At 70.7% G+C, this 23,252-nt stretch carries 19 protein-coding genes; 9 read left to right on the forward strand and 10 right to left on the reverse strand.

Going from position 1 to position 23,252, the window contains the following annotated elements:
* Positions 1–68: 68 nt before the first annotated feature.
* Together hemQ and hemG are read right to left on the reverse strand one after the other, a co-directional pair.
* A complete protein-coding gene (gene hemQ / locus ACGFSB_RS07840; protein WP_393395661.1) occupies positions 69–797 on the reverse strand; it encodes a hydrogen peroxide-dependent heme synthase in 729 nt (242 codons plus the stop codon).
* A gap of 4 nt (positions 798–801) precedes the next feature.
* Positions 802–2,262: a protoporphyrinogen oxidase gene (gene hemG / locus ACGFSB_RS07845; RefSeq protein ID WP_393395664.1), complete on the reverse strand. Its 1,461-nt coding sequence runs from the start codon at positions 2,260–2,262 to the stop codon at positions 802–804.
* 142 nt (positions 2,263–2,404) lie between these two features.
* Here hemG and ACGFSB_RS07850 point away from each other — a divergent pair, with 142 nt between their 5' ends.
* Both ACGFSB_RS07850 and ACGFSB_RS07855 read left to right on the forward strand, forming a co-directional pair.
* On the forward strand, positions 2,405–3,397 hold the full coding sequence (locus ACGFSB_RS07850) for a DUF4349 domain-containing protein (protein WP_393395667.1): 993 nt from the start codon (positions 2,405–2,407) through the stop codon (positions 3,395–3,397).
* Between the two features lie 37 nt (positions 3,398–3,434).
* A complete protein-coding gene (locus ACGFSB_RS07855; RefSeq protein WP_393395670.1) occupies positions 3,435–4,820 on the forward strand; it encodes an FAD-dependent oxidoreductase in 1,386 nt (461 codons plus the stop codon).
* Between the two features lie 5 nt (positions 4,821–4,825).
* On the opposite strand, the gene ACGFSB_RS07860 is transcribed toward ACGFSB_RS07855, so the two are convergent.
* Together ACGFSB_RS07860 and hemE are read right to left on the reverse strand one after the other, a co-directional pair.
* Positions 4,826–5,818, reverse strand: coding sequence for a hypothetical protein (locus ACGFSB_RS07860; protein ID WP_393395673.1), 993 nt, complete (start codon positions 5,816–5,818; stop codon positions 4,826–4,828).
* Positions 5,819–5,883: 65 nt separating this feature from the next.
* On the reverse strand, positions 5,884–6,966 hold the full coding sequence (gene hemE / locus ACGFSB_RS07865) for a uroporphyrinogen decarboxylase (RefSeq protein ID WP_393395675.1): 1,083 nt from the start codon (positions 6,964–6,966) through the stop codon (positions 5,884–5,886).
* A gap of 122 nt (positions 6,967–7,088) precedes the next feature.
* Here hemE and ACGFSB_RS07870 point away from each other — a divergent pair, with 122 nt between their 5' ends.
* The 5 genes from ACGFSB_RS07870 to ACGFSB_RS07890 all read left to right on the forward strand — a co-directional run bounded on the left by ACGFSB_RS07870 (position 7,089) and on the right by ACGFSB_RS07890 (position 13,727).
* A complete protein-coding gene (locus tag ACGFSB_RS07870; RefSeq protein WP_393395678.1) occupies positions 7,089–7,760 on the forward strand; it encodes a DUF3000 domain-containing protein in 672 nt (223 codons plus the stop codon).
* 363 nt (positions 7,761–8,123) lie between these two features.
* On the forward strand, positions 8,124–8,786 hold the full coding sequence (locus ACGFSB_RS07875; RefSeq protein WP_393395681.1) for a LuxR C-terminal-related transcriptional regulator: 663 nt from the start codon (positions 8,124–8,126) through the stop codon (positions 8,784–8,786).
* A gap of 78 nt (positions 8,787–8,864) precedes the next feature.
* Positions 8,865–10,148, forward strand: a complete 1,284-nt coding sequence (locus tag ACGFSB_RS07880) for an HRDC domain-containing protein (RefSeq protein WP_393395684.1) — start codon at positions 8,865–8,867, stop codon at positions 10,146–10,148.
* 214 nt (positions 10,149–10,362) lie between these two features.
* Positions 10,363–11,589 (forward strand): thiolase family protein, encoded by a 1,227-nt coding sequence (locus tag ACGFSB_RS07885; protein ID WP_393395687.1) that lies wholly within the window; start codon positions 10,363–10,365, stop codon positions 11,587–11,589.
* A complete protein-coding gene (locus tag ACGFSB_RS07890; protein ID WP_393395690.1) occupies positions 11,586–13,727 on the forward strand; it encodes a 3-hydroxyacyl-CoA dehydrogenase NAD-binding domain-containing protein in 2,142 nt (713 codons plus the stop codon). The genes ACGFSB_RS07885 and ACGFSB_RS07890 overlap by 4 nt, the downstream gene beginning before the upstream one ends.
* Positions 13,728–13,809: 82 nt before the next feature.
* Here the strand turns inward: ACGFSB_RS07890 and ACGFSB_RS07895 are convergent, their stop codons facing one another.
* Positions 13,810–14,907 carry a hypothetical protein gene (locus tag ACGFSB_RS07895; protein WP_393395693.1) on the reverse strand — a complete coding sequence of 366 codons (1,098 nt, stop codon included), beginning with the start codon at positions 14,905–14,907 and terminating at the stop codon, positions 13,810–13,812.
* A 137-nt stretch (positions 14,908–15,044) separates the two neighbouring features.
* Here ACGFSB_RS07895 and ACGFSB_RS07900 point away from each other — a divergent pair, with 137 nt between their 5' ends.
* Complete coding sequence (locus ACGFSB_RS07900; RefSeq protein WP_393395696.1) at positions 15,045–15,431, forward strand: NTP pyrophosphohydrolase; 387 nt, start codon at positions 15,045–15,047, stop codon at positions 15,429–15,431.
* Here ACGFSB_RS07900 and ACGFSB_RS07905 read toward each other — a convergent pair.
* The 5 genes from ACGFSB_RS07905 to ACGFSB_RS07925 all read right to left on the reverse strand — a co-directional run bounded on the left by ACGFSB_RS07905 (position 15,428) and on the right by ACGFSB_RS07925 (position 22,167).
* A complete protein-coding gene (locus ACGFSB_RS07905) occupies positions 15,428–16,504 on the reverse strand; it encodes a C40 family peptidase (protein WP_393395699.1) in 1,077 nt (358 codons plus the stop codon). The two genes, ACGFSB_RS07900 and ACGFSB_RS07905, sit on opposite strands and share 4 nt — an antisense overlap.
* 16 nt (positions 16,505–16,520) lie before the next feature.
* A complete protein-coding gene (locus ACGFSB_RS07910; RefSeq protein WP_393395702.1) occupies positions 16,521–17,003 on the reverse strand; it encodes a poly-gamma-glutamate biosynthesis protein PgsC/CapC in 483 nt (160 codons plus the stop codon).
* Positions 17,000–18,427, reverse strand: coding sequence for a poly-gamma-glutamate synthase PgsB (gene pgsB / locus ACGFSB_RS07915; RefSeq protein WP_393395705.1), 1,428 nt, complete (start codon positions 18,425–18,427; stop codon positions 17,000–17,002). The genes ACGFSB_RS07910 and pgsB overlap by 4 nt, the downstream gene beginning before the upstream one ends.
* 5 nt (positions 18,428–18,432) lie before the next feature.
* Complete coding sequence (locus tag ACGFSB_RS07920; protein WP_393395843.1) at positions 18,433–20,670, reverse strand: HAMP domain-containing protein; 2,238 nt, start codon at positions 20,668–20,670, stop codon at positions 18,433–18,435.
* Between the two features lie 288 nt (positions 20,671–20,958).
* Positions 20,959–22,167, reverse strand: a complete 1,209-nt coding sequence (locus ACGFSB_RS07925) for a CapA family protein (protein WP_393395708.1) — start codon at positions 22,165–22,167, stop codon at positions 20,959–20,961.
* 23 nt (positions 22,168–22,190) lie between these two features.
* Here ACGFSB_RS07925 and ACGFSB_RS07930 point away from each other — a divergent pair, with 23 nt between their 5' ends.
* Positions 22,191–23,153: a hypothetical protein gene (locus tag ACGFSB_RS07930; protein WP_393395711.1), complete on the forward strand. Its 963-nt coding sequence runs from the start codon at positions 22,191–22,193 to the stop codon at positions 23,151–23,153.
* The last annotated feature ends 99 nt before the right edge of the window (positions 23,154–23,252 follow it).

Consider the following 23,252-nt stretch of genomic DNA (forward strand, 5'->3'; position numbering starts at 1 on the left):
CTCTGTTTCGACCTCTCGATGAAACGCGCACCCGGCGGGCACGGCAACCGAATTAACTGGGCCAGGCGCTAGGCCAGACCCGCCACGAGCTCGGCCACGGACTTGCGGCGGCCGGTGTAGAACGGGACCTCTTCGCGTACGTGCATACGGGCCTCGGAGGCGCGCAGGTGACGCATGAGGTCGACGATGCGGTACAGCTCGTCGGCCTCGAAGGCGAGCAGCCACTCGTAGTCGCCGAGCGAGAACGAGGCGACCGTGTTGGCACGCACGTCGGGGTAGCCGCGGGCCATCATGCCGTGGTCCTTGAGCATACGCCGGCGGTCCTCGTCGGGCAGGAGGTACCAGTCGTAGGAGCGCACGAAGGGATAGACGCTGATGTAGTTGCGCGGCGTCTCGTCGGCCAGGAAGGCCGGAACGTGCGACTTGTTGAACTCGGCGGGGCGGTGCAGCGCCATGTTCGACCAGACCGGCTCAAGAGCGCGGCCGAGCTTGGTGCGGCGGAAGAGGTTGTAGGCCTCCTGGAGCTCGTCGGAGGTCTCGGCGTGCCACCAGACCATGACGTCGGCGTCGGCACGGAGCCCGGAGACGTCGTACGTGCCGCGGACGGTGATGTCCTTGGCGGCGAGCTGGTCGAACAGCTCCTGGACCTCGTCGGCATAGCCTGCGCGGACCGTACCGTCATCGGGCAGCAGATCGCGCAGCTTGAAGACGGACCACAGGGTGTAGCGAATGACCTCGTTGAGGTCCTTGGCCTTCTTGCCTGCGTTCGGGCTCTTGGCGGGGGCGTCGTCACTCATGCCCCTATTCTCCTCCGCCGCCGTGCAGGCTCTGCACCGGGTTGCGGGTGAGCTCCTCCACAGCGGCGAGGTCGCCGCTCAGCTGGTCGACGGCCGCGTACGCACTGGCGATGCACGCGGGGATGCCCACACCGTCGTACGCCGCTCCGCACACGGCGAGGCCGGGCAGCTTGCTCACGTGCTCGCGGACGCGGGCCACGCGCGCGTAGTGCCCCACCGGGTACTGCGGGAGGCCGTCGTGCCAGCGGGTGACGCGGGTGGTGACGGGCTCGGCGTCCAGGCCGGTGGCCGCGCGCAGGTCTCGCCGGGAGAGCGCGATGAGGTCGGCGTCGTCGCGCCCCAGGATCTCCGTCTCCCCGTACCGGCCCACCGACGTGCGCAGAACCAGCAGGTCAGGGTCCTCCTCCGCGATCCAGCCCCATTTGCGGGACGCGAAGGTGGACGCCTTGATGGTGTGCCCGTCGATGGGCGGCACGAGAAAACCGCTGCCTTCGGGGAGGTCGATTTCGCTACGGCGGTACGCGAGGGTCATCAGGGCCATGGAGGCGTACTCCACGGAGGCGAGCTCGGCAGCCGCGGCGGGCGCTTCGACGCCGAGCAGCGCGGCGGCGGCGTAGGCGGGCACGGCGACGACCACGGCTTCGGCGTCGATGGTCTGCTCCGCGGTGCTCACCTGCCAGCCGTCCGGGGTGCGCCGCAGCTCGGTGACCGCCGTTCCCGTGCGGATCTCCCCGCCACGCGCGCGTACCGAATCGGCGACGGCGAGCGGCAGTTGGCCGACGCCGCCCTCGATGCCCATGAACACAGGACCGGTCTGCTGGTTCTTCTGGTTCTTCACGGCACGGGCCTGGATCTCGCGGACGCCCTCCGTCAGCGAGGTGTGCGCGCGGGCGGCCTCGAAGAGCTGCGGGACGGCCGAGCGCATCGAGATGCGGTAGGCGTCCCCGGCGTAGACACCGCCGAGGAGGGGCTCCACGAGGCGGTCGACGACCTCGCGGCCGAGGCGTGCGGCGACGTACTCACCGACCGCGATGTCGTCCCCGACCTCGGTGGGCGGCAGCTCACGGTCCTGCTCGATGCGGTGCAGGCCTTCGTCGGAGAGCACTCCGGAGAGGGCGGACGCGTCGCCGGGTACGCCCATGACGTGCCCCTTGGGCATGGGGCGCAGGGCGCCGCGGGTCCAGATCGCGGCGGTCGCCGTGGCGGGCGGCTGAAGCCGGTCGGCGAGGCCCACCTCGCGGGCGAGTGCGACGGCCTCGGGGCGGCGGGCCAGCATCGACTCGGCGCCGAGGTCCACGCGGACGCCCTCGATCTCACCGGGGAGCAGCTTGCCGCCGAGCCGGTCGGATGCCTCCAGGACGGTCACACGGGCGCCCGTGCCGAGCAATCGGTGGGCTGCGGCAAGTCCGGCGATCCCGCCACCGATGACTACGACATGGCCCGTACGTGTGTCCGTTTCGCGCATGAGTCCACTCTACGAGTCGCCACTCCACGAGCCGAGCGAGTCCCGACCGTGACCCCATCGGGACCGGTCGGCAACCACCGTTCCGGCCCTCCCCAGCGTCAAAGAAGCACCAGTCACCGCGACCCTCGGGGGGTACGTCGAGATGCACGCGTCCAGCACGTCAAGGCACCGCACGGTCCAGGCGCTCTCGGCCGTCCTGCTCGCCGTCGCCCTCGCGCTCACCGGGTGCAGCGCGGGCAGCAGCGACAGCGGCGGCGACAGCGACAAGGCGGCGGGTGCCGCCAGGGACGAGAAGGGGGTGGGCGGGGGCCGGGCCGATCAGTCCGGCGGTCAGTCCGGCGACCAAACCGGCGATCGGTCCGGCAAGAAGAAGCCGCCCAAGCTCATCGGCACCCACATCATCCGCACCGCTTCACTGACCGTCCGCGTCAAGGACGTACCGAAGGCCCTGGACGAGGCGCGCGGGATCGCCGCCGACGCGGGCGGCGTCGTCGGCGACGAGACCACGGACCGCGACGGCCGGGGCCACGACCGCTCCCGCATCGTGCTGCGCGTCCCGCAGGACCAGTACGAGGAGGTCCTCAAGTCCCTTGAGGGAACAGGCAAGTTGATCGAGCGCAAGGCCAAGGCGCAGGACGTCACCGACCAGGTCGTCGACGTCGAAAGCCGCATCAAGTCGCAGCGGGCGAGCGTGGCCCGCGTACGGGAGCTGATGGACAAGGCGACGAAACTGAGCGATGTCGTCACCCTGGAAGGGGAGTTGGGAAGCCGTCAGACCGAGCTGGAGGCGCTGCTCGCACAGCAGTCCTCGCTCAAGGACCGTACGACCATGTCCACGATCACGCTCTCGCTCAGCGAGACGGCGGTGCAGAAGGCGGACGCGGACGACGACGACCCGACGTTCGTGGACGCGCTGTCCGGCGGCTGGAGCGCCTTCGTGACGATGCTGCGGTGGCTGGCGGTCGCGCTCGGCGCGATGCTGCCGTTCGCGGCGGTGGCGGCACTGCTCCTCCTGCTCTGGCAGCGGCTGGTGCGGCCCCGGCTGCTGCGGCGCCCGGCACCCGCGTCCACGCCCGCACCCGCACCCGCGTCCGCACCGGCAGTGGCACCGGCGCGCGAGGGCGACGACGACTAGCGGTCCTTCAACTGCCGCCGCGTCGTAGCGTGTCCGTATGAGTAGTAGCGCGCGAGAGCGACTTGTGGTCATCGGGGGCGACGCGGCGGGTATGTCCGCCGCGTCGCAGGCACGCAGGCTCAAGGGCCCGGAGAAGCTGGAGATCGTCGCGTTCGAACGCGGCCACTTCACTTCGTACTCGGCCTGCGGCATCCCCTACTGGGTCGGCGGCGACGTCCCCTCGCGGGACGATCTGATCGCGCGGACGCCCGAGGAGCACCGGGCCCGCGACATCGACCTGCGGATGCGGACGGAGGTCACGGAGATCGACGTCGAGGGCGGCCGGGTCCGCACCCGGGACCTGGAGTCAGGGGCCGAGGCCTGGACGGCGTACGACAAACTCGTGATCGGCACCGGCGCCCGCCCGGTCCGCCCCTCCCTGCCCGGCATCGACGCCCCCGGCGTGCACGGGGTGCAGACCCTGGACGACGGCCAGGCGCTCCTGGACACGCTGGCCCGCACGCCGGGCCGCAGGGCGGTCGTCATCGGCGCGGGCTACATCGGCGTCGAGATGGCCGAGGCCCTGATCCAGCGCCGCTACGAGGTCACGGTCGTCAACCGCGGCAAGGAGCCGATGTCGACGCTCGACCCGGACATGGGCCGCCTCGTCCATGACGCGATGTCCGGCATGGGCATCGAGATGGTGAACGGCGCCGAGGTCACCAAGATCCTCACCGGTGACGACGGCCGGGTCAGGGCGGTAGCCACGGAGGACGCGGAGTATCCGGCGGACGTGGTGGTGCTCGGCATCGGCGTGCGCCCCGAGACGGAACTCGCCCGCGCGGCGGGCCTTCCGCTCGGCGAGCACGGCGGGCTGCTCACGGATCTCGCGATGCGGGTGCGGGGGCACGACGACATCTGGGCGGGCGGCGACTGCGTCGAGGTCCTCGACCTGGTCTCGGGCCGCGAGCGGCACATCGCGCTCGGCACGCATGCCAACAAGCACGGTCAGGTCATCGGCTCGAACGTGGGCGGGAGTTACGCGACCTTCCCCGGTGTCGTCGGCACGGCCGTCAGCAAGGTCTGCGACCTGGAGATCGCCCGCACGGGCCTGCGCGAGAAGGACGCGAAGGCGGCGGGTCTCCAGTTCGAGGCGGTGACCATCGAGTCGACGAGCCGCGCGGGCTACTACCCCGGCGCGGCCGTGATGACCGTGAAGATGCTCGCCGAACGCCTCACGGGACGGCTGCTCGGCGTCCAGATCGTCGGCCGCGAGGGCGCGGGCAAGCGCGTCGACATCGCGGCCGTGGCCCTGACGGCCCGGATGACGGTGGACCAGATGACCGCGCTCGACCTCGGCTACGCCCCGCCGTTCTCACCGGTGTGGGACCCGGTCCTGGTGGCGGCACGCAAGGCGGTCACGGCGGTACGGGCGGCGGGCTAGGACCTCTAGGACCCCGAGGGGTCCTCCCCGGAGAGAGCCTCGCGCCGCTCCCGCAGCCGCGCGAGGGTCTCTCGCGCGGTGGCGGCGGTGAACGCCGGGCACAGGAGCGTGCCCAGTGGGGCGCCCCACCCGCTGGACGTCCGCTCCGCCTCGTAGACCTGGCGTCCGGCGGGACTGCTCAGGTGGAGGCCGACCCAGACGGCGTCGGGGCCGCTGCTCGGCAGGCCGGGGTGCCCGTCGTGCGCGCACTGAGCGTCGGAGAGATGGGAGAGGGCGTTCTCCAGGCCCGCGGCCAGATCGTCGAGGACGGTCTTCGACCGCATCATGTCGGAGACGGCGTACCAGGAGACGGCCGTGGTGGCGATGACGAGACCCGCGCGGTCGTCGGGGTCCGTCGCCCGGCCGAGCGCGTCACCGACGCGGGAGATCTCCAGGTCGACGTCGGTGCCCGGCCGGGGGTAGCCGTGCAGGACGGCCGAGAGCGACTCGATGTCCCGCCGGGTGTCCTCGGGGAGGCGCGGCGGGATGCCGGTGGCCGAGCCGGGCTCGATGTAATCCATGGCGATCCGCGCGAAGCCCGCGACATTGCGCGGGCAGAGCCACTCGTCGCGGGGCCGCTCCCCCTCGTCCCACTCGGCGCTCTCGTCGGCCACGGCCGACAGGATGTCGCGCAGGGAGAAGAGGTGGTCCTCAAGATCGTCCTCGGCGTACGGATGGTCTTCGTGGGCGCACGGCCTGCCCTTGAGCGCCTCGTCGGCCGCGCGCACCGCGTCGAACACGGCGCCGGGAACGCCGTCGCCCGGCAGCCAGCCGACGTACGGCAGCATCAGAACAAGGCCGAAGGTCCACTGATGTGCGCGCTCGCCGCCGGGATCCGCGGCGAGCTCACGGGCACATTCCAGGACGATCCGGTCCTTCGCCGTGTCGTCGTGGCACTGGTAGTCGTCCTGGACCTCGCCCCAGGACTCGACGAGATCGCCGATCTCCATCGCGGACATGGCCTCTCTCCCCTCTCACCCGTCACATTCAGGCGAGATTTTCGGCCAACTACGAACAGCCGGTGTCAGCGCGCGGTCCGCGTGTGGACATGCTCCACGAGCCGCGTCAGCGCCTCCGGGTCCGTGGTCGGCAGGACGCCGTGGCCGAGGTTGAAGATGTGCCCCTCCAGGCCGGCCGCGGCGTCGAGAACCTCGTCCGTCTTGGCCTCGATCGCCTCCCGCGTGGAGAAGAGGACCGCCGGGTCGAGGTTCCCCTGCAACGCCTTGCCGGGGCCGACCCGTCGTACCGCCTCGCCCATCGGGACGCGCCAGTCGACGCCGACCACGTCGGCACCCGCATCGCCCATCAGACCGAGCAGTTCGCCCGTGCCGACACCGAAGTGGATGCGCGGCACGCCGTACGAGGCCACCGCGTCGAACACCTTCTTCGAAGCGGGCAGCACGGAGCGCGTGTAGTCGGCGGGAGCCAGCGCGCCGACCCACGAGTCGAAGAGCTGCACGGCGCTCGCGCCCGCCTCGATCTGCACCTCCAGGAAGGCGCCGGTGATCTCCGCGAGGCGGTCGAGCAGATCGGCCCACAGCTCCGGGTCGCCGTACATGAGCGCCTTGGTGTGCTCGTGGTTACGGCTCGGACCGCCCTCGACCAGGTAACTCGCGAGAGTGAAAGGTGCGCCGGCGAAACCGATGAGCGGGGTCGACCCCAGCTCGGCGGTCAGCATCCCGATCGCCTCGGTGACGTAGTGGACGTCGTCGGGCGTGAGATCCCGCAGCTGCGCGAGGTCGGCGCGCGAGCGGATGGGGTTCGCGACGACCGGGCCGATGCCCGGCTTGATGTCGAGGTCGATGCCGATGGCCTTGAGGGGTACGACGATGTCGCTGAAGTAGATCGCGGCGTCGACCTTGTGGCGGCGCACGGGCTGCAGCGTGATCTCCGTGACCAGCTCAGGCATCATGCAGGACTCCAGCATGGCCGTGCCCTCGCGCACCTTGCGGTACTCGGGGAGTGAGCGCCCGGCCTGCCGCATGAACCAGACCGGCGTGTGCGGCACGGGCTCGCGCCTGCACGCCTTCATGAAGGCTGATTCGTTGACGGCGTCCGTCGCTGCGTTCTGCCGGCCCGCGGGGCTCTGGCTGTTGTTGGCACTCACGCGGAAAGTCTCGCACGGGGCCCGTGCGCCCCTTGCCCCGAGGGACACGCCGCCTTGACCGGGGCCCCTCTCAAGGGTGTCTCTCCCTGCGCGAAGCCGCCGTTCCCCTTAATCTTCCCCGCATGGCTGCGGCTCAGGGACAACGGTCGGACGGCGCTGGCGAGATGCAAAGTACGGAGGGGAAGGTGGCGGAATCGACTCCGTTGCCCTTTCGGGCGGCGGTCGAGGCGCTGCGCGGGGCACGGCTTCGGCCTGAGATCGAGATCGACCCGACACCGCCACCGAAGCGGCTGGCCCCGCACGCGTACGCGTTGGAGGCCGCGGTGGTGGAAGGCGACGAGGACCTCGCGGACGGACGTCTCGTCCTGCTGCACGATCCGTCGGGGCACGACGCCTGGCAGGGCACCTTCCGCCTCGTCACGCTCGTACGCGCGGAGTTGGAGCCGGAGATGGCGGCGGACCCGCTGCTTCCAGAGGTCTGCTGGACCTGGCTGACGGGCGCGCTACAGGCGCGCGGCCTGACGTGCGGGGAGCCGAGCGGCACGGTCACGCGCGCGGCGTCGCACTACTTCGGCGGGCTCTCCGAGCGGCAGCCCGCGTCGCAGATCGAGATCCGGGCGTCGTGGACGCCGCGCGAGGGGCTCGGCGGGGTGCCGGACACGGCGGCGCATCTCGCGGCGTGGTGCGACCTGCTCTGCCAGGTGGCGGGGCTGCCGCCTGTCGGGCAGGGGCACGGCGAGGGGTCCGCGTCCGTGGTGTCGCTGCCGCAACGGCGGGGTCCGCAGACGTCTTAGCCGTGGCAGGGCGGGGCGGAGCGGGGCGGCCTGATGGCCGGTCAGGTGCGGCCTGGCGAGTGGGCAGGAGCGGTCCGGTGAGTGGGCGGTCTGGTGGGTAAGCGGGCAGTCACTGGTGGGTAAGCGGGCAGTCAAGCGGGGCGGCGAGACCGATTCTGAACGACTGCTTCTGAACGACTGCGATTCGGGTTGATCTTCGGATGATCGATCATGTGTCCGAATGGTCCGAATTGTTACTCACCAAATCGTGATCATTCTCTAAAGGCGGGCGGGTTTGATGCCGAAGAGGTTGGTGACCTTGAAAGCACGGTTCGTCCCGGCTTCATCCCCGAGCCGGTTCAGTCCCGCACCCCAGGAGGCCTGGTGTCCGTTCTCCTCGAGCAGCCCGCAAGCCTGGTCGCCTACCGCCCGAACAAGCCGACCGCCATGGTCGTCGTGGCCGACCCACGTGTCCGCTCCACCGTCACCCGCCACCTGTGGGCGCTCGGTGTACGCGACGTGATCGAGGCCTCGTCGATCGCGGAGGCTCGTCCCCGCATCGGCAACCCCCGTGACATCTGCGTCGCAGACGTCCACCTCCCTGACGGCTCCGGCCTGACGCTCCTCTCCGAAACCCGCGCGGCGGGCTGGCCGAACGGCCTCGCCCTCTCCGCGGCCGACGACATCGGCGCCGTACGCAATGCTCTCGCGGGCGGCGTAAAGGGCTATGTCGTCACCGGCACCCGCAACAATGTCGGACTCCCCACTCGTCCCGGCGTCGCGCCCATCGGCTCGGCCGCCGCCCGAATGCACCGCCGCCCGCCGGGCGCCCCGAGCCACCCCGGTGGCTACCGAGAGCTGTCCGGCCGTGAGGTGGAGGTTCTCCGCCTGGTCGCGGAGGGCCAGTCGAACAAGGCCATCGGCGTCTCGATGGGGCTCTCGGCCCTGACCGTGAAGAGCCACCTCGCCCGTATCGCACGCAAGCTCGGCACGGGAGACCGGGCCGGGATGGTGGCGGTGGCTCTGCGCACCGGAATCATCCACTGACTCATTTACACCCCTCGCGCGCCCGTCGACGGAACGTTCCGTCGACGGGCGCTGTGCATACACAGATACTCTTGACAGGTGACCGACGCCCAAGAGACCGCAGCAGACAATTCACTGCGAACCACCGGAGGCGGCCCTCCGGACGACGTCGAAACGGCGCCGATCCCTTTGGACGAGCCGCGTGATGGAATCCCTCCGGTGGTCGCCGACGAAACCTCGCTCGCCGAGGTGATCGCCGCTTTCGCGGCAGGAAGTGGCCCCGTGGCCGTGGACGCCGAACGTGCGTCCGGCTATCGGTACGGCCAGCGTGCCTATCTCGTGCAGCTGCGCCGTGAAGGCGCGGGCAGCACCTTGATCGACCCCGTCGCCTGCCCCGACCTCTCGGGGCTCGGCGAGGCAATCTCCGGTGCCGAGTGGGTGCTGCATGCAGCCACGCAGGATCTGCCCTGCCTCCGCGAAATAGGCATGATCCCCACCAGCATCTTCGACACTGAGCTCGCCGGGCGCCTCGCCGGTTTCCCCCGGGTCGGCCTCGGCGCGATGGTCGAGGGCGTACTCGGCTTCGTCCTGGAGAAGGGCCACTCGGCCGTCGACTGGTCGACGCGCCCGCTGCCCGACCCCTGGCTCCGCTACGCGGCACTCGACGTCGAGCTGCTCGTGGACCTGCGGGACGCCCTGGAGAAGGAGCTCGACCGGCAGGGCAAGCTGGAGTGGGCCCGCGAGGAGTTCGACGCGATCTCCTCCGCGCCGCCCGCGCCGCCGCGCAAGGATCCCTGGCGGCGTACGTCCGGTATGCACAAGGTGCGGCGCCGCCGTCAGATGGCGGTCGTACGTGAGCTGTGGACGGCGCGTGATTCCGTCGCGCAGCGGCGTGACGTGTCGCCCGGCAAGGTGCTCAGTGACGGCGCCATCGTGGAGGCGGCGCTTTCGCTGCCGCTCAACACGCAGGCGCTCGCCGGGCTCACCGGCTTCGGGCACCGCATGGGGCGGCGCCAGCTCGAGCAGTGGCAGGCCGCGGTGGACCGGGCCAAGGCCCTGCCCGACGCCGAGCTTCCGCAGCCGGGCCAGGCCGTCTCCGGGCCTCCGCCGCCCCGCTCCTGGGCGGACCGCGACCCGGCCGCCGCGGCGCGCCTCGCCGCGGCGCGGGCCGGTGTCTCGGCGCTGGCCGAGGGGCTGAACATGCCGCAGGAGAACTTGATCACGCCGGACACGGTCCGCCGGGTGTGCTGGGAGCCGCCGGCTCAGGTGGACGCGGATTCCGTGGCCGCGGCTCTCGCCTCGCACGGCGCGCGGCAGTGGCAGATCTCCCGGGTGACGCCGGCCCTGGTGACGGCCCTCACCCGGCCCGCACCTGCCCAGTAACCGCCCCCGCCCGACCCGCACCACCGCGCCGCGCAGGACCTCTCCCACGGGTCCCCGCCCGGCGCGGTGGCCGTTCCGGGGGGTGGGTTCGGCGAGTGTGACCTTTGCCTCCCCGAGGCGGGGCCGGGCAGCCCTTGGCCGCGTAGTTACCGACAAGTAGCATGGGGCTCGGAAGCGCGCCCTAGGCGCACCCGCACCCTGGAGGAGAGCCATCGTGCCTCGTACCGTCAGGGACGTCGTCTTCGTTGATGGCGTCCGCACCCCGTTCGGCAAGGCGGGCCCGAAGGGCATCTACCACGAGACCCGTGCGGATGACCTCATCGTGAAGGCCATCCGGGAGCTGCTCCGCCGCAACCCGGCCCTCGACCCCGCCAAGATCGACGAAGTCGCCATCGCCGCGACCACGCAGATCGGCGACCAGGGTCTGACGCTGGGCCGCACCGCCGGGATCCTGGCGGGCCTGCCGCAGTCCGTGCCGGGATACTCCATCGACCGCATGTGTGCGGGCGCGCTGACCGCCGTGACGGCGACCGCGGGCTCCATCGCGTTCGGTGCGTACGACGCCGTCATCGCCGGTGGCGTCGAGCACATGGGCCGCCACCCCATGGGCGAGGGCGTCGACCCGAACCCGCGGTTCGTGAGCGAGAAGCTCGTCGACGAGTCCGCCCTCTTCATGGGCATGACCGCCGAGAACCTGCACGACCGGTACCCGAGCATCACCAAGCAGCGCGCCGACGAGTACGCGGTGCGCTCGCAGGAGAAGGCCGCCAAGGCGTACGCCAACGGCAAGATCCAGCAGGACCTGGTGCCCGTCTCCGTACGCCGGACCAACGAGGAAGCGGGCGAGACCGGTTGGGGTCTGGCGACCGCCGACGAACCGATGCGTCCCGGTACCACTCTGGAGAGCCTCGCCGGCCTCAAGACGCCGTTCCGTACGCACGGCCGCGTCACCGCCGGCAACGCCGCGGGCCTCAACGACGGCGCCACGGCGTCGATCATCGCCTCCGAGGACTTCGCCCGCGAGAACAACCTGCCGGTCAAGATGCGGCTCGTGTCCTACTCCTTCGCGGGTGTCGAGCCCGAGGTCATGGGCTACGGGCCCATCCCCGCCACGGAGAAGGCACTCGCCCAGGCGGGCCTGTCCATCTCCGACATCGGCCTCTTCGAGGTCAACGAGGCCTTCGCCGTGCAGGTGCTCGCCTTCCTCGAGCACTACGGCATCGCGGACGACGACACCCGCGTGAACCAGTACGGCGGCGCCATCGCCTACGGCCACCCCCTCGCCTCCTCCGGCGTACGTCTGATGACGCAGCTGGCGCGGCAGTTCGAGGAGCAGCCCGACGTGCGCTACGGCCTGACGACGATGTGCGTCGGCTTCGGCATGGGCGCCACCGTCATCTGGGAGAACCCGAACCACAAGGACGCCGGAGGCGACAAGTGAGCAGCTCCACCAGCTCCACCACTGAGCTCCTGAAGGGTGCGGCCGAGCTGTTCCCGGACGAGGTCGTCACGCAGGCGCACGTACGCCACCTCGACCTGCCCGCGGGCGCGGGACGCTTCGCGCTCATCACGCTCGACAACGGCTTCGACCACACCAAGCCGACCACCTTCGGCCCCGGCTCGCTCGCGAACCTGAACGCCGCGATCGACCAGGTCGAGAAGGAGGCGGCCGAGGGCACGATCGTCGGCGTCGGCCTCACCGGCAAGCCGTTCATCTTCGCCGTCGGCGCCGACCTCAAGGGCGTCGAGATCCTTAAGCGTCACGAGGACGCACTGGTCATCGGCAAGAGCGGCCACGACGTCTTCAAGCGGCTCTCCGGCCTCGCCGTGCCGACCTTCGCCTACTACAACGGCGCCGCGATGGGCGGCGGTGTCGAGGCCGGTCTGCACTGCTCGTACCGCACCGTCTCCAAGGCGCTGCCCGCCTTCTCGCTGCCCGAGGTCTTCCTCGGTCTCGTACCGGGCTGGGGCGGCTGCGCGCTCCTTCCGAACCTGATCGGCGCGGACCGCGCGGTCTCGGTCATCATCGAGAACTCGCTGAACCAGAACCGCCAGCTCAAGGGCAAGCAGGTCTTCGAGCTCGGCATCGCCGACGCGCTCTTCGAGGGTGCCGACTTCCTCGAGCAGTCGCTGATCTGGACGGCCTCCGTCCTCAACGGCTCGCTCACGGTGGACCGCCCCGAGATCGACCGCGGCGAGGCCTGGGACGCCGCTGTCGCGCGCGGCCGTGGCATCGCCGACTCCAAGGTGCACGGTGCGGCCCCGGCCGCCTACCGCGCCCTGGAGATCATCGAGGCCGCCAAGGACGGCGACCTTCAGAAGGGCTTCGACGCCGAGGACAAGGCGCTCGCCGACCTCATCATGGGCGGCGAACTGCGCAGCGGCATCTACTCGTTCAACCTCGTCCAGAAGCGCGCCAAGCGCCCGGCGGGTGCCCCGGACAAGAACCTGGCCCGCCCGGTCACCAAGGTCGGCGTCGTGGGTGCCGGTCTGATGGCATCGCAGCTGGCGCTGCTCTTCCTGCGCCGCCTCGAGGTGCCGGTCGTCCTGACCGACATCGACCAGGCGCGCGTCGACAAGGGTGTGGGCTACGTCCACGAGGAGATCGACAAGCTCCTCCTGAAGGGCCGCGTCAACCAGGACAAGGCGAACCGCCTCAAGGGCCTGGTCTCCGGTGTCCTGGACAAGGCCGAGGGCTTCTCCGACGCCGACTTCATCATCGAGGCCGTCTTCGAGGAGATCGGCGTCAAGCAGCAGGTGTTCGCCGAGGTGGAAGCCGTCGCTCCGGCGCACGCCATCCTCGCCACCAACACCTCCTCGCTCTCGATCTCCGAGATGGCGTCGAAGCTGAAGCACCCCGAGCGGGTCGTCGGCTTCCACTTCTTCAACCCCGTCGCGATCCTCCCGCTCCTGGAGATCGTGCGCGGCGAGCAGACGGACGACGCCTCGCTGGCCACGGCCTTCGCCGTCGCCAAGAAGCTGAAGAAGACCGCGGTCCTGGTGAAGGACGCCCCGGCGTTCGTCGTGAACCGCATCCTCACCCGCTTCATGGGCGAGATCCAGAACGTCATCGACGAGGGCACGCCCGTCGCCGTGGCCGAGAAGGCCGTCGAGCCGCTGGGCCTGCCGATGTCGCCGCTGGTGCTGCTCGAGCTGGTCGGTCCGGCCATCGGTCTGCACGTGTCCGAGACCCTGAACCGCGCCTTCCCGGAGCGCTTCACGGTCTCCCCGAACCTCGCCGCCGTCGTGAAGGCGGGCAAGCGCGGCTTCTACGTCTACGACTCCGGGAAGCCGGAGCTCGACCCCGAGGTCGCGGCCCTCCTCAAGCAGGGCGATGTCGTCCTGACCGAGGAGCAGACCCGCGACCGCGTGCTCGACGCCGTGGCGCAGGAGATCGGCCTGATGCTCGACGAGGGCGTCGTCGCCGAGGCGCAGGACATCGACCTGTGCCTGATCACGGGCGCGGGCTGGCCCTTCCACCTGGGCGGCATCACGCCGTACCTGGACCGCGAGGGCGTCAGCGAGCGCGTGACCGGGAAGCGGTTCCTGGCGCAGGGCGTGGCCAGCGTTCCCGCGTAACACCTCCGCATACGGGCGATGCCCGGCGGGCCAGGAGGCCTGCCGGGCATCGCCCGTTTCGCGTACTCGCCGCTCACACCCGCTACACCCGCGTCCACGCCTCAAGGGCGAGACCCGGCTCCGCCTTCTGGCGCGCGAGGTGCAGGGCGCCGTCCTCGCCGATCGCCGCGAGCACCACGCGCCCCCGTGCGTCGAGCGCCAGCGACGGGGCGCCCAGGCAGGGTTCGCCGGTCTCTGACCACCACAGGCCCGCCTCCTCGTGCTCCGTGGGGAACGCCGCGAGCGAGGGGCGTCCCGTGCGGGTGCGATGGGCGAGAACCGTGCAGTCGTGGCCCTCTATCGTCGTGCGGACGGCCGACGTGGGGCCGGTGTCGGGGGTGCCGCCCAGGGGGATCGCGGCGGCGCCGGGGCGGTGGGCGCTGACGCCCGTGCCGCGGGCTTCGGCCGCGTAGTACGTGAGACTGTCGTCGGCGGTCTCCAGGGCCGCTCCCGAACCGGCGGCCGGGTGCAGCGGGATGTCGTCGGCGCGCCGCAGCTCGGCGCCCTGCTTCTCCTGGGTCCAGTGCAGCGTCTTGTCGCTCGCCGGGCCGAAGACCTCCACGCGGCCCGTGGAGGTGGCGACCGCCGTGATGCCGTCGAGGACCTCGCGGACCTTGAAATCCTTCCAGGCCTCCCACTGGCCGCCCTTGCCCTCGCGCCGCAGCCGGACGCTGTTCACCGCGTCCCGTACGAAGACGTGAACCGTGCCCGCGGAGTCCACCGCGGCGGTCGGGGCGCCGAGGTGCGGGGCGCGCTCGACGAGCTTGGTGTGTGGGTTGCCGAGCGAGCGCCAGTCCATGAGCGGCCGTCCCGACTGGTACTGGATGCTGTGCACCACGTCGACCTCCGACCCGCGCTTGCGCAGGCCGACGAAGTGGACGTATCCGTCGGCTCCCTGGGCGAGGGTGAGGTGCGTCAGGTCCGGTGCCTCGAAGAAGTCCTGGTCCGTCCACTCCGGGCCGCCGGGGCGGGTCTCCGTCCAGCGCAGCAGGCCGTCGGCCGCACGGGCGTACGCGGTGAGCCTGCCGTCCCTGCCGCGCAGCAGCCAGTGCCCTGACGCGAGGGTGCCTGTCGCGGCGTGCTCGGCGGTGGCCGGGCGGGAGGACTCTCCCTCGGGCCTGGGGGCGGACCTCTGCGGCATGACTCGACGCGGCCTTCCTGCGAGTGGTCGTCTGCTCCGGCCAGCCTGTGGACCGTGGCTGCCTATGGCCATAAGTCTACGTTTGACGCACACGGCCTCCGGCCGGGGTCCGGGCCCCGGTGTGCCAGGGTGGCGCCATGAGGACTCTTCTCGTCGTCGACGGCGCCAATGTCGTGGGCTCGGTCCCCGACGGCTGGTGGCGCGACCGGCACGGGGCCGCCGAACGCCTGCGGGACCGGCTCGTCGCGTACGCCGATGAAGGGCTCCCCGGGCATCCGGGACCACTGGAGATCGTCCTCGTCGTCGAGGGCGCGGCCCGTGGCGTGGAGTCCGTCGACGGCGTACGCGTGGTCGCGGCGCCCGGCAGCGGCGACGACCGCATCGTGGAGCTGGCCGCCGAGGCCGCCGATCGGCCCTGCCTTGTCATCACGGCCGACCGTGAACTGCGCCGCCGGGTGGGCGACTTGGGGGCCCGGTGCGCGGGCCCCCGTACAGTGCGCCCCTTGGACTGCCTGGGACCCTAGAGCCGCTTCGCGCTCCGCAGAGTGGCGGCGTAGTAGCCGTTGCCGTCGAGGCGTGATGTGCCGCCCTTGTCCCCGATCGTCGGGCCGTTGACCTCCTCGCGGCTGGAGATGAAGATCTTGTGGCCGTCGCCGTCGTGGCCGAGGAAGATCCCCACGTGGTCGAGGCGCTGCTTGGTGCGGGCATCCAGCTTGAAGAAGACCAGGTCACCGGGTTGGACGACGTCGATGGACTTGGGGCGGTCCGCCGAGCCGACGCCCTTGAGCTTGATGACGTCCGTGCCGGCCTTGCCGCGTGCCATGCCGTTGGCGGTTCTGGGCAGGCCGTCGCCTGCCTGGTCGTTGGCCATCAGGGGGTAGCGGGCGCGGTAGCCGAAGACCGTGCGGATGAACCCGGAGCAGTCCATGGAGCGGTCCCGCTGCTTCTCCGGCTGGATGGTGGTGCCGTTGCGGAACGTGTACGGGATGCCGAGGTAGTCGAAGAAGTCCGACTGTTCGAGGCGCAGGTCGTTGCCCGCGCTGCCGTCGGGGTTGATCGGGCCGAAGTTGGCGTCTCCCGCGTACGCGATGCCCTCGTCGTCCTTCTTGACCGGTGCGCCCTGCACGTACTGGAACGCCATCGCGAAGATGTCGTCCTCCTCGCTGCCGGAGAACTCCTTGTACCAGTCCTTGAACCACTTCTCCTTCTCGGCTCCCGCACGCCAGGTCTCCGGCATCAGCCGCGCCCAGTCGTTCGTCACGACGCGGGACTTGGTGTTCGCGGGCTCGGTGAAGGTGCGGCTCGGTCCTGTCAGCGTCGCGGTGCGGGCGTTGTCCGTGAAGGTGGCGAGTACCTTGCCGCCATCGGTACGCAGGACGGAGCGGTCGGGGTTCTTGAGGCGCTCCCACTTCTGTTTCCCGCTCCCCGGCTGCCCGTTGCTGTTCTGCAGGCCGCCGGGGGTGTCGGTGACGGCCTGCACCTTGGGCGCCTTGGCCTCTTCGTCCTTGCGCAGTTCCACGGTCAGGTACGCGCTGCCCGCGAGGAGGGCGAGCACGGTCGCCGCGTGCAGGACGGGACGCTTCTTCTTGGGCGGCATGAATGACTCCTGCGAATCAGGCGGACGGCATGAAGCCGAGGAGGATCCCGGCGGTGAGGACGACGTAGGCCATGAGCGTCACCGAGCCCGTGGCGAGCAGGGTGGGGCCCTTGGGCTGGCGAACCAACTGGTAGGCGATCAGGCCGGGGACGATGAAACCGAGCGTCTGGTTCGCGTACATGAGCGGGAACTCGATCGAGAGCACGATCATCACGGTCGCCTGGAGGGTGACGCCGAGCAGCACGACCGCGGCGAAGAGCCGCTTGCCGTACAGGATCACGAACTTCTGCATCAGCAGGGTGCCGACGTAGGTCAGCACGGTCACGCCGATCACCATGGCCGCGCGCTGAAGGTCCTCGACGAGGGTCAGGGCGAGCCAGCCCGGGGTGATCATGCCGCCGGGCGAGAGATTGGTCGTCAGATAGCAGACCAGGGAGAAGAGCAGCCCGAGCGCGATGCCGACCGCGGCGATCTCGGGGGTGAGGACGGAGGGAATCAACGGGGCTCTCCTGGGCTGTGCCACTGCTGGTCGTCGTCTGGGGCGGGCGGCGCGGGCAGCACCCGCGGTTCGAACATGCCGCGGGGCGCGTGCTGCTCGGGCGGCGCGTAGGTCTGCGGGATGTACACCTGCTGGGTCTGGACCGGGGCGTACCTCGTCTCGTACGCCTCCGGGTAGTGCTGGTACGGGTCGACGCGCGGCTCGTAGAACGGGGCGGGCTCCTCGGGGGCCTGCTCCTCGCTCTCGTCCGGCGGCAGTTCCGCGAGTTGTTCCAGGAGCAGTTCGCCCTGGCCGTGGATGTTGCCGATCGCCACGAGCGAGGAGTCCGCGCCGAGCCGCCCGAGGATCTGGTGCATGAACTCTTCGGGGTCGCGCCGGTCGCCGCCGAGGTCCACGGCACGGCTGCGCCACTCGGCGGGGATCGCGTCGATGGCGGACTTGGCGGGGTGGCCGATGACGAAGACCTTCTCCGGCTGGAGGTCGGGGATGATCTCGCCCATCTGGCCGTTGCGCTCGACGCGGTCGGGACGGCAGTTGATGACGACGTGCAGCGGGCGGTGGACGGCTCCGAGGTCGAGCAGCTGGTTGATGTTCATCAGCGTCGACTCGGGGTCGTTCGCCGCGAAGACGTTGGCGAAGCGGAGCTTCTTGCCGTCCTCGGTGGCGTACCGCTCGACGGAGAGGACACCGGGGTCCGGCGGGGCGTCGTACATGCCTTGGAGGGCGACCTCGCGGCCGACGCCGAGGAGCTCGGCGACCTTGAGCGCGATCGCCACGTTCTCCTTGAAGGTGAACCAGCTGAAGCCGCGCAGCTCGTCGTCACTCACCGTCTCGGGGTCGGCGTAGATCAGCTCGCAGTTCCGCGCGTCGGCCTCTTCCTGGAGGATGCCGAAGCGGTCCTGCTCGGCGGTGACGCAGATCCCGTTCTCCGGCATGGAACGGGAGAGGGAACGCGCCACGTCGTCGAGCGTCGGTCCCATCTCGGCGAGATGGTCCTCACGGACGTTGCAGAGCACGCCGATCGTGGAGCGGATCAGCTTGGACTGGTTGATCTCCTGGAGCGCCGGCATGACCGCCATGCACTCGATGACCAGAGCATCCGGGTTGTACGCGGCGGCCCGCCGCACGATGCCGATCTGCTCGACGACGTTGGCGATGCCGAACTTGCGGTAGACGGGCTCCTCGGTGGCATCGGGGTGGATGAACCGGGCGGCGGTGCCGGTGGTCTTGGCGACCGTGGCGAGCCCGCCGCCCCGCAGGGCGCCCGCGCAGAGGCGGGTGATGGAGGACTTGCCGCGGATGCCGTTGACGAGCACCCGGGACGGGATGTGCTCCAGGTTGGTGAAGTGCCGCCGCTGTTCGACGACTCCGGCCACCAGAAGGATGGCGCCGCACACCACGAGCACGGTGTAGAGGAAGAGCACGGGGTTCAGTTCCTTCCGGCGAGGTCGGCCGTGACGCCGTCCCGTTTGCGCTGGGTGCCCGTCGGCAGCTGCTGCCGCAGGAGTTCCAGGCTGCGGGTGACGGCGCCGACCTCGTCGTGGTGGCGCGGGTAGAGGACGGTGCGACGGTCCCCGCCCGCGAGCGCCTCCGCCTGGTCGGCGAGGTGCCGCAGCGGCCGTACGACGACGATGTGCAGCCAGCCGAGACAGGCGGCTGCCGCGGTGATGCCGAGGAGACCTGCCAGGACGGTGCGGTTCTGGCGGCTGTACTCGGGGATGGCCAGGCCGGATGCGGGTTGCCAGCTGAGGACGGTCCAGCCGAGCGAGGCGGCCGCGCCGCCGCCGACGAAGGGTGCCGCCGCGGCGATCTGGATCTCGTCGCCGTCGCGGTAGAGGACGCCGCTGGGGCGCGGGCTGAGGCCCACCTTCTGCCCCGTGCCCTCCGCGAGCGCGTTGAGCCGGCCTCCCGGCAGGCCCTCGAACTCGCGGTAGCCGCTGTTGGCGCCGATCACCTTGCGCTTCTCGTCGACGACGCGCACCTGGCCGAGGCCAGGGCGCTTCAGCAGCGAGTTGAGGAACTGGATGCGGAACTCACCGACCACGGCGGCGCCCTCGCGGCCGGGCACCTCGGCCGTGCCGATGATGACCGGTTCCTTGCCGCCCTCGTCGACGACCCGGATGGCCTTGGCCGACGGGCCCTTGCCGGACGGACTGCGGGGGTCGTCGCCCGCCTTCGCGAGGACCTTCCCTCCGGCGTCGAGCACGTACAGCGACTGGTAGCGGGTGTGCTGGTTCAGGGTGCTCTCGAGGACCTTGGCCATGTCCGACGCCTCGGTACGGTTTCCCATGAGGGAGGCGACCGAGGTGAGGTCGGCGTGGCCTTCGTTGAGGGCGCGGCGTACCCGGTCGGTGAGGGTGTCGGTGCGCTCGCGCTGGTCGTTGACCAGCTGCTGCGGTACGACGACGGTGTCGCCCGCGCGGTTGAGCATCAGCATGAGCGGCGCGGACCACGCGAGCAGGAGCACCGCGCAGACGGCGATCAGGGGACGGCTGCCGAACCTGCTGCGGCGGGCGGGCCCCTGCTGTGACCCGGCGGGAGCGCCGAGCAGCTGGCGGCGCAGCCGTTCGAGGGCGGCGCCGATGCGGGCGGCCTCGCCTCGGCGCGGCACGGAGACCGGCCGTTCCAGGTCGCCCCGGGTCAGCCTGCGGCCTTCCAGGAACAGCTGGATCAGCGGGCGCTGCACGGTCCGCAGGAGCAGGTAGATCGTGACGCCGCCGATGAGCAGCAGGGCGGCCGCGGCGAGCAGCCCGAAAGCCGAGCTGCTGGTGGCCGTCGGGTCCTCGGCGACCGGGACCATCGCGACGACGGTGAGGCCGAGCCGGGTGGCCACGGTGGGCTCGCCCGCCTCGGGCCCGGCGAGGCTCGCGTAACCGCCGATGGCGCGCTCACCGAGGTAGCGCTCGCCGGTGAGGTGACCGCTGACGCCGAGGAAACCGCCCGAGCCCGGCTCCTTGGACATCATCGGGTGTGTGCGGGCCTTCTTGGCGGCGGTCGTGGCGAAGGACTTGAGCTGCTTGTTGGACTGCTTTACCTCGTCGCGCTGGAGGTCGGTGAGGACCTGTTCGGGCTCGGGGATGCCGTCGGTGCTCAGCACATGGCCGTCCTGGCCGACGACCGCGATGGAGCGGAACTTGCCGAGGCTGATGCCGGGGAACCGCAGGCTGCTGGAGGCGACCAGGAGCTGCTGCGGCTGTCCCTTCCAGCTGAGCAGGGCGAAGGAGAGCAGGCGCGTCTCGCCGTTCTCGAGGCGCACCATGCGCGGCGCGAGACCGTCCTTGTCCGCGAGCTTGCCGCGGTCGATGGCGGTCAGCGGCAGGTTCTCGCCGCGGGCGGCGAGGAGCTTGCCCGAGGAGATCTCGACGACCGAGGTGCCCATCCACTTCTGGTAGACGCTGCCTATCTTGTCGAGGACGGCGTCGGCGGGTACGGGGTCGCCCGCGCTGAAGAGTTCGGCGGTGCGGGTCAGGTCGGTGACGGACTCGTCGATGGAGGCGCGCAGCGCGATGGCGCCGTCCTCGGCGAAGTGCTGCTGGGACGACTTGACCGCTTTGGGTACGGCTTCCTGGCCTGCGCGGCCGAGGGTGAGGGCGGTGATGCCCGCGAGGGCGAGGAGCAGGACCGACAGCACGGCGATGGGTGGACGTATGCCACCCAGCAGGGACATGTCGGTTCTTCGGCGGACCTTGTGCCGCCGCTTCGAACGCGAAGCGGCCAAGGGGTGCTCCTCTCCTGGAGTGAACGCGGGGACATGAGGCGACGCGAGACGCGCACGCGCAGAGTGATGCGTTCCGGAGAGCTTTGACTTGCGAGACATCCGAAGGGATGTACGAGATAGGGGAAATGTGAGCTAGCTCGCGCTGATCGTCCGCCACCCCTTACGTCAGGAGACGCACGACTCCTCCGCCAGGCGCCGCAGGCGGGCACCCGGCGCTCCCGGCGGAGGAGGCTCGCGTCAGCTGTCGGGCAGCGCTTCCAGGGGCTCCAGGCCGTCCTTGCTCGCACCCCGGTTCAGGAGCGTGCCCTGGGTGCGCTCGAAGGCGAGGCGGTAGCGGGATCGTTGCTGCTCGCTGAGGCCGTCGCCGTCCCGCAGCGTGGCGGCCACGTCCAGGAGCCGGTGGTCCTCGACGGCGTCCTTGGGCAGGGCGCCGGTCCCGTCCGGGTCCGGCGGGATGTCCACGAACGTCGGCACGTACTTGGCGTCGACGTCCCACTTCCCGCCGCGCTCGGCGAACTCGAACCAGCCGATGACGCCCTCCTCGGTAAGGCCGTTCGGCACGTCGTGCCGGGCGACCTGGTTGCCGAGGCCGTACGCGATCCAGGTGCCGTCGACCTTCTCCATCGGCTGGACGACGTGCGCGTGGTGGCCGATGACGAGGTTGATGCCGGTCTCCCGCGCGATCCTGCGGGCCAGCCTGAGCTGCGAAGAGCTGGCGTTGGGCTGGTTCTCACGCCCCCAGTGGATGCTGAGGATCACGACGTCGGCGCCCGCACCGCGCGCCTTCTTCTCGGCGGCGGCGATCGCGTCGAACTTGTTCTGGTTCACGATCCACGGCTTGTCCTTCGGGACCTCGCGGCCGTTGAAGCCGAAGGCGAAGGCTATCTGCGCGACCTTGACGCCCTTCACCTCCGTGATGAGCGGCTTGCCCGCTTCGGCCGCGTCACGGGCCGAACCGGTGTGCCGCAGGCCCGCCTTGTCGAGTGTGTTCAGGGTGCGGGTGACCCCGGCTGGCCCGTGGTCGAGGGTGTGGTTGGACGCGGTCGAGCACTGGTCGTAGCCGACATCCTTGACCGCCGTGGCGATCTGCGGCGGCACGAGGAAGTCCGGGTAGCTCTGGAAGGGGCCGCCGGGCTTTCCCACCACCGGCTCGAAATGGCAGATGCCGAGGTCGGCCTTGCTGATGACGGGCTTGATCCCGGCCATCATCGGCCGGAAGTCGAGACCCTTCTCGCCCTTGCCCGAGGCCTTGGCGTCCTTGCGGGCCTGCTCGGTCAGTTGCGGGTGGATCAGGATGTCGCCCGCGGCGGCGACGGTGAACGAGGGGCCGCCTTCGGCGGCGGCTTTGTCGTCGCCGCCGAAGGGGCCGCAGGCGGAGGCGGTGCCGGCGAGCAGGAACGCGGAGGCCGCACAGGTCACAAAATGCCTGCGGGAGGGACGTGTCATCACAGGGCTATCTTTATACAACCATGAAGAACTTCCGCACCCGATTGATGGCGATCGCAAAGAAGCTCGGCGTCTTCGCCGCCGCGACGGCCGCCGCCCTCAGCCTCGTACAGTGCGACTCAGGCCCTTCGGGCAAGAACCTCCCGGACAAGGACCGCAAGCCCTCGGGCCCCGGCCTGGAACAGCTGATCACCGACTACACCTCCGGCTTCCACGAGGACAGCGGATACCGCCGCCCCACTCGCGAGGACCGGCGCACGATGGCCGCGGGCATCGCACTGCTCCTCGATCACAGGCGTACTGAGGCTAAACACCGGCTGGCCGACGTGGACTTCACGGTCAGTACGGTCACGGAACCGGGCGGCGGCCGACGGTTCGCCGAGGTGGCCGACCGCTCCGAAGGCGGCGCGGCACCGCGCGGCTGGGGGCGCGTCTACATCGATCTCGACTCCCCCGTCCGCTGGTCGGTCCAGGTGCCTCACCCCGTGGCCGACCGGTACACCGAACGGCTCGGCGCGGAGCTCATGAGCCGCGCCCCCGGCGGCGTACTGATCATCGCGGGAGCACATCGCAAAGCCGGGCGCGGCGACGAGGCGGATGTGGCGCACCGCAGGGACAGCGTCTTCCACGCCATGTGTGACGAGCTGGTGCGCCGTGGGGTCCCCGGGGTGCAGTTGCACGGGATGGACGACAGCTCCGCGCCGGAGCACGACGTCGTCGCCTCCACGGGCCGGGGCAGGGAGGCCGTCGCCGAGGGCCGCGGCCTCGCGGACGCGCTGCGGGAGCGGGGCTACGACGTCTGCCGCGCCTGGGCCAGGTCCTGCCCGCTGGCGGGCCGCTCCAATGTGCAGGGGCGGGCGGCCGCCACGCGCGGTGTGCCGTTCCTGCACGTCGAGTTCGGCCCCCGGATCCGTGAGGACCGTGCCCGCTCGGGGGAGGCGGCCGAGGCCCTCGCGGACGTCACACGCACCTGGCGGCGGCGCTAGGGCGCTTCTGATGGATCTCCGCGGCGTCGCGACGCCCGGCACGCACCCTCAACGCACGGCGCAAAGGGACAGGTGGCTCCGCCACATGACCCTTCACAC

Origin of the sequence: Streptomyces sp. NPDC048441, assembly GCF_043200235.1 — a bacterium.
GTDB lineage: Bacteria > Actinomycetota > Actinomycetes > Streptomycetales > Streptomycetaceae > Streptomyces.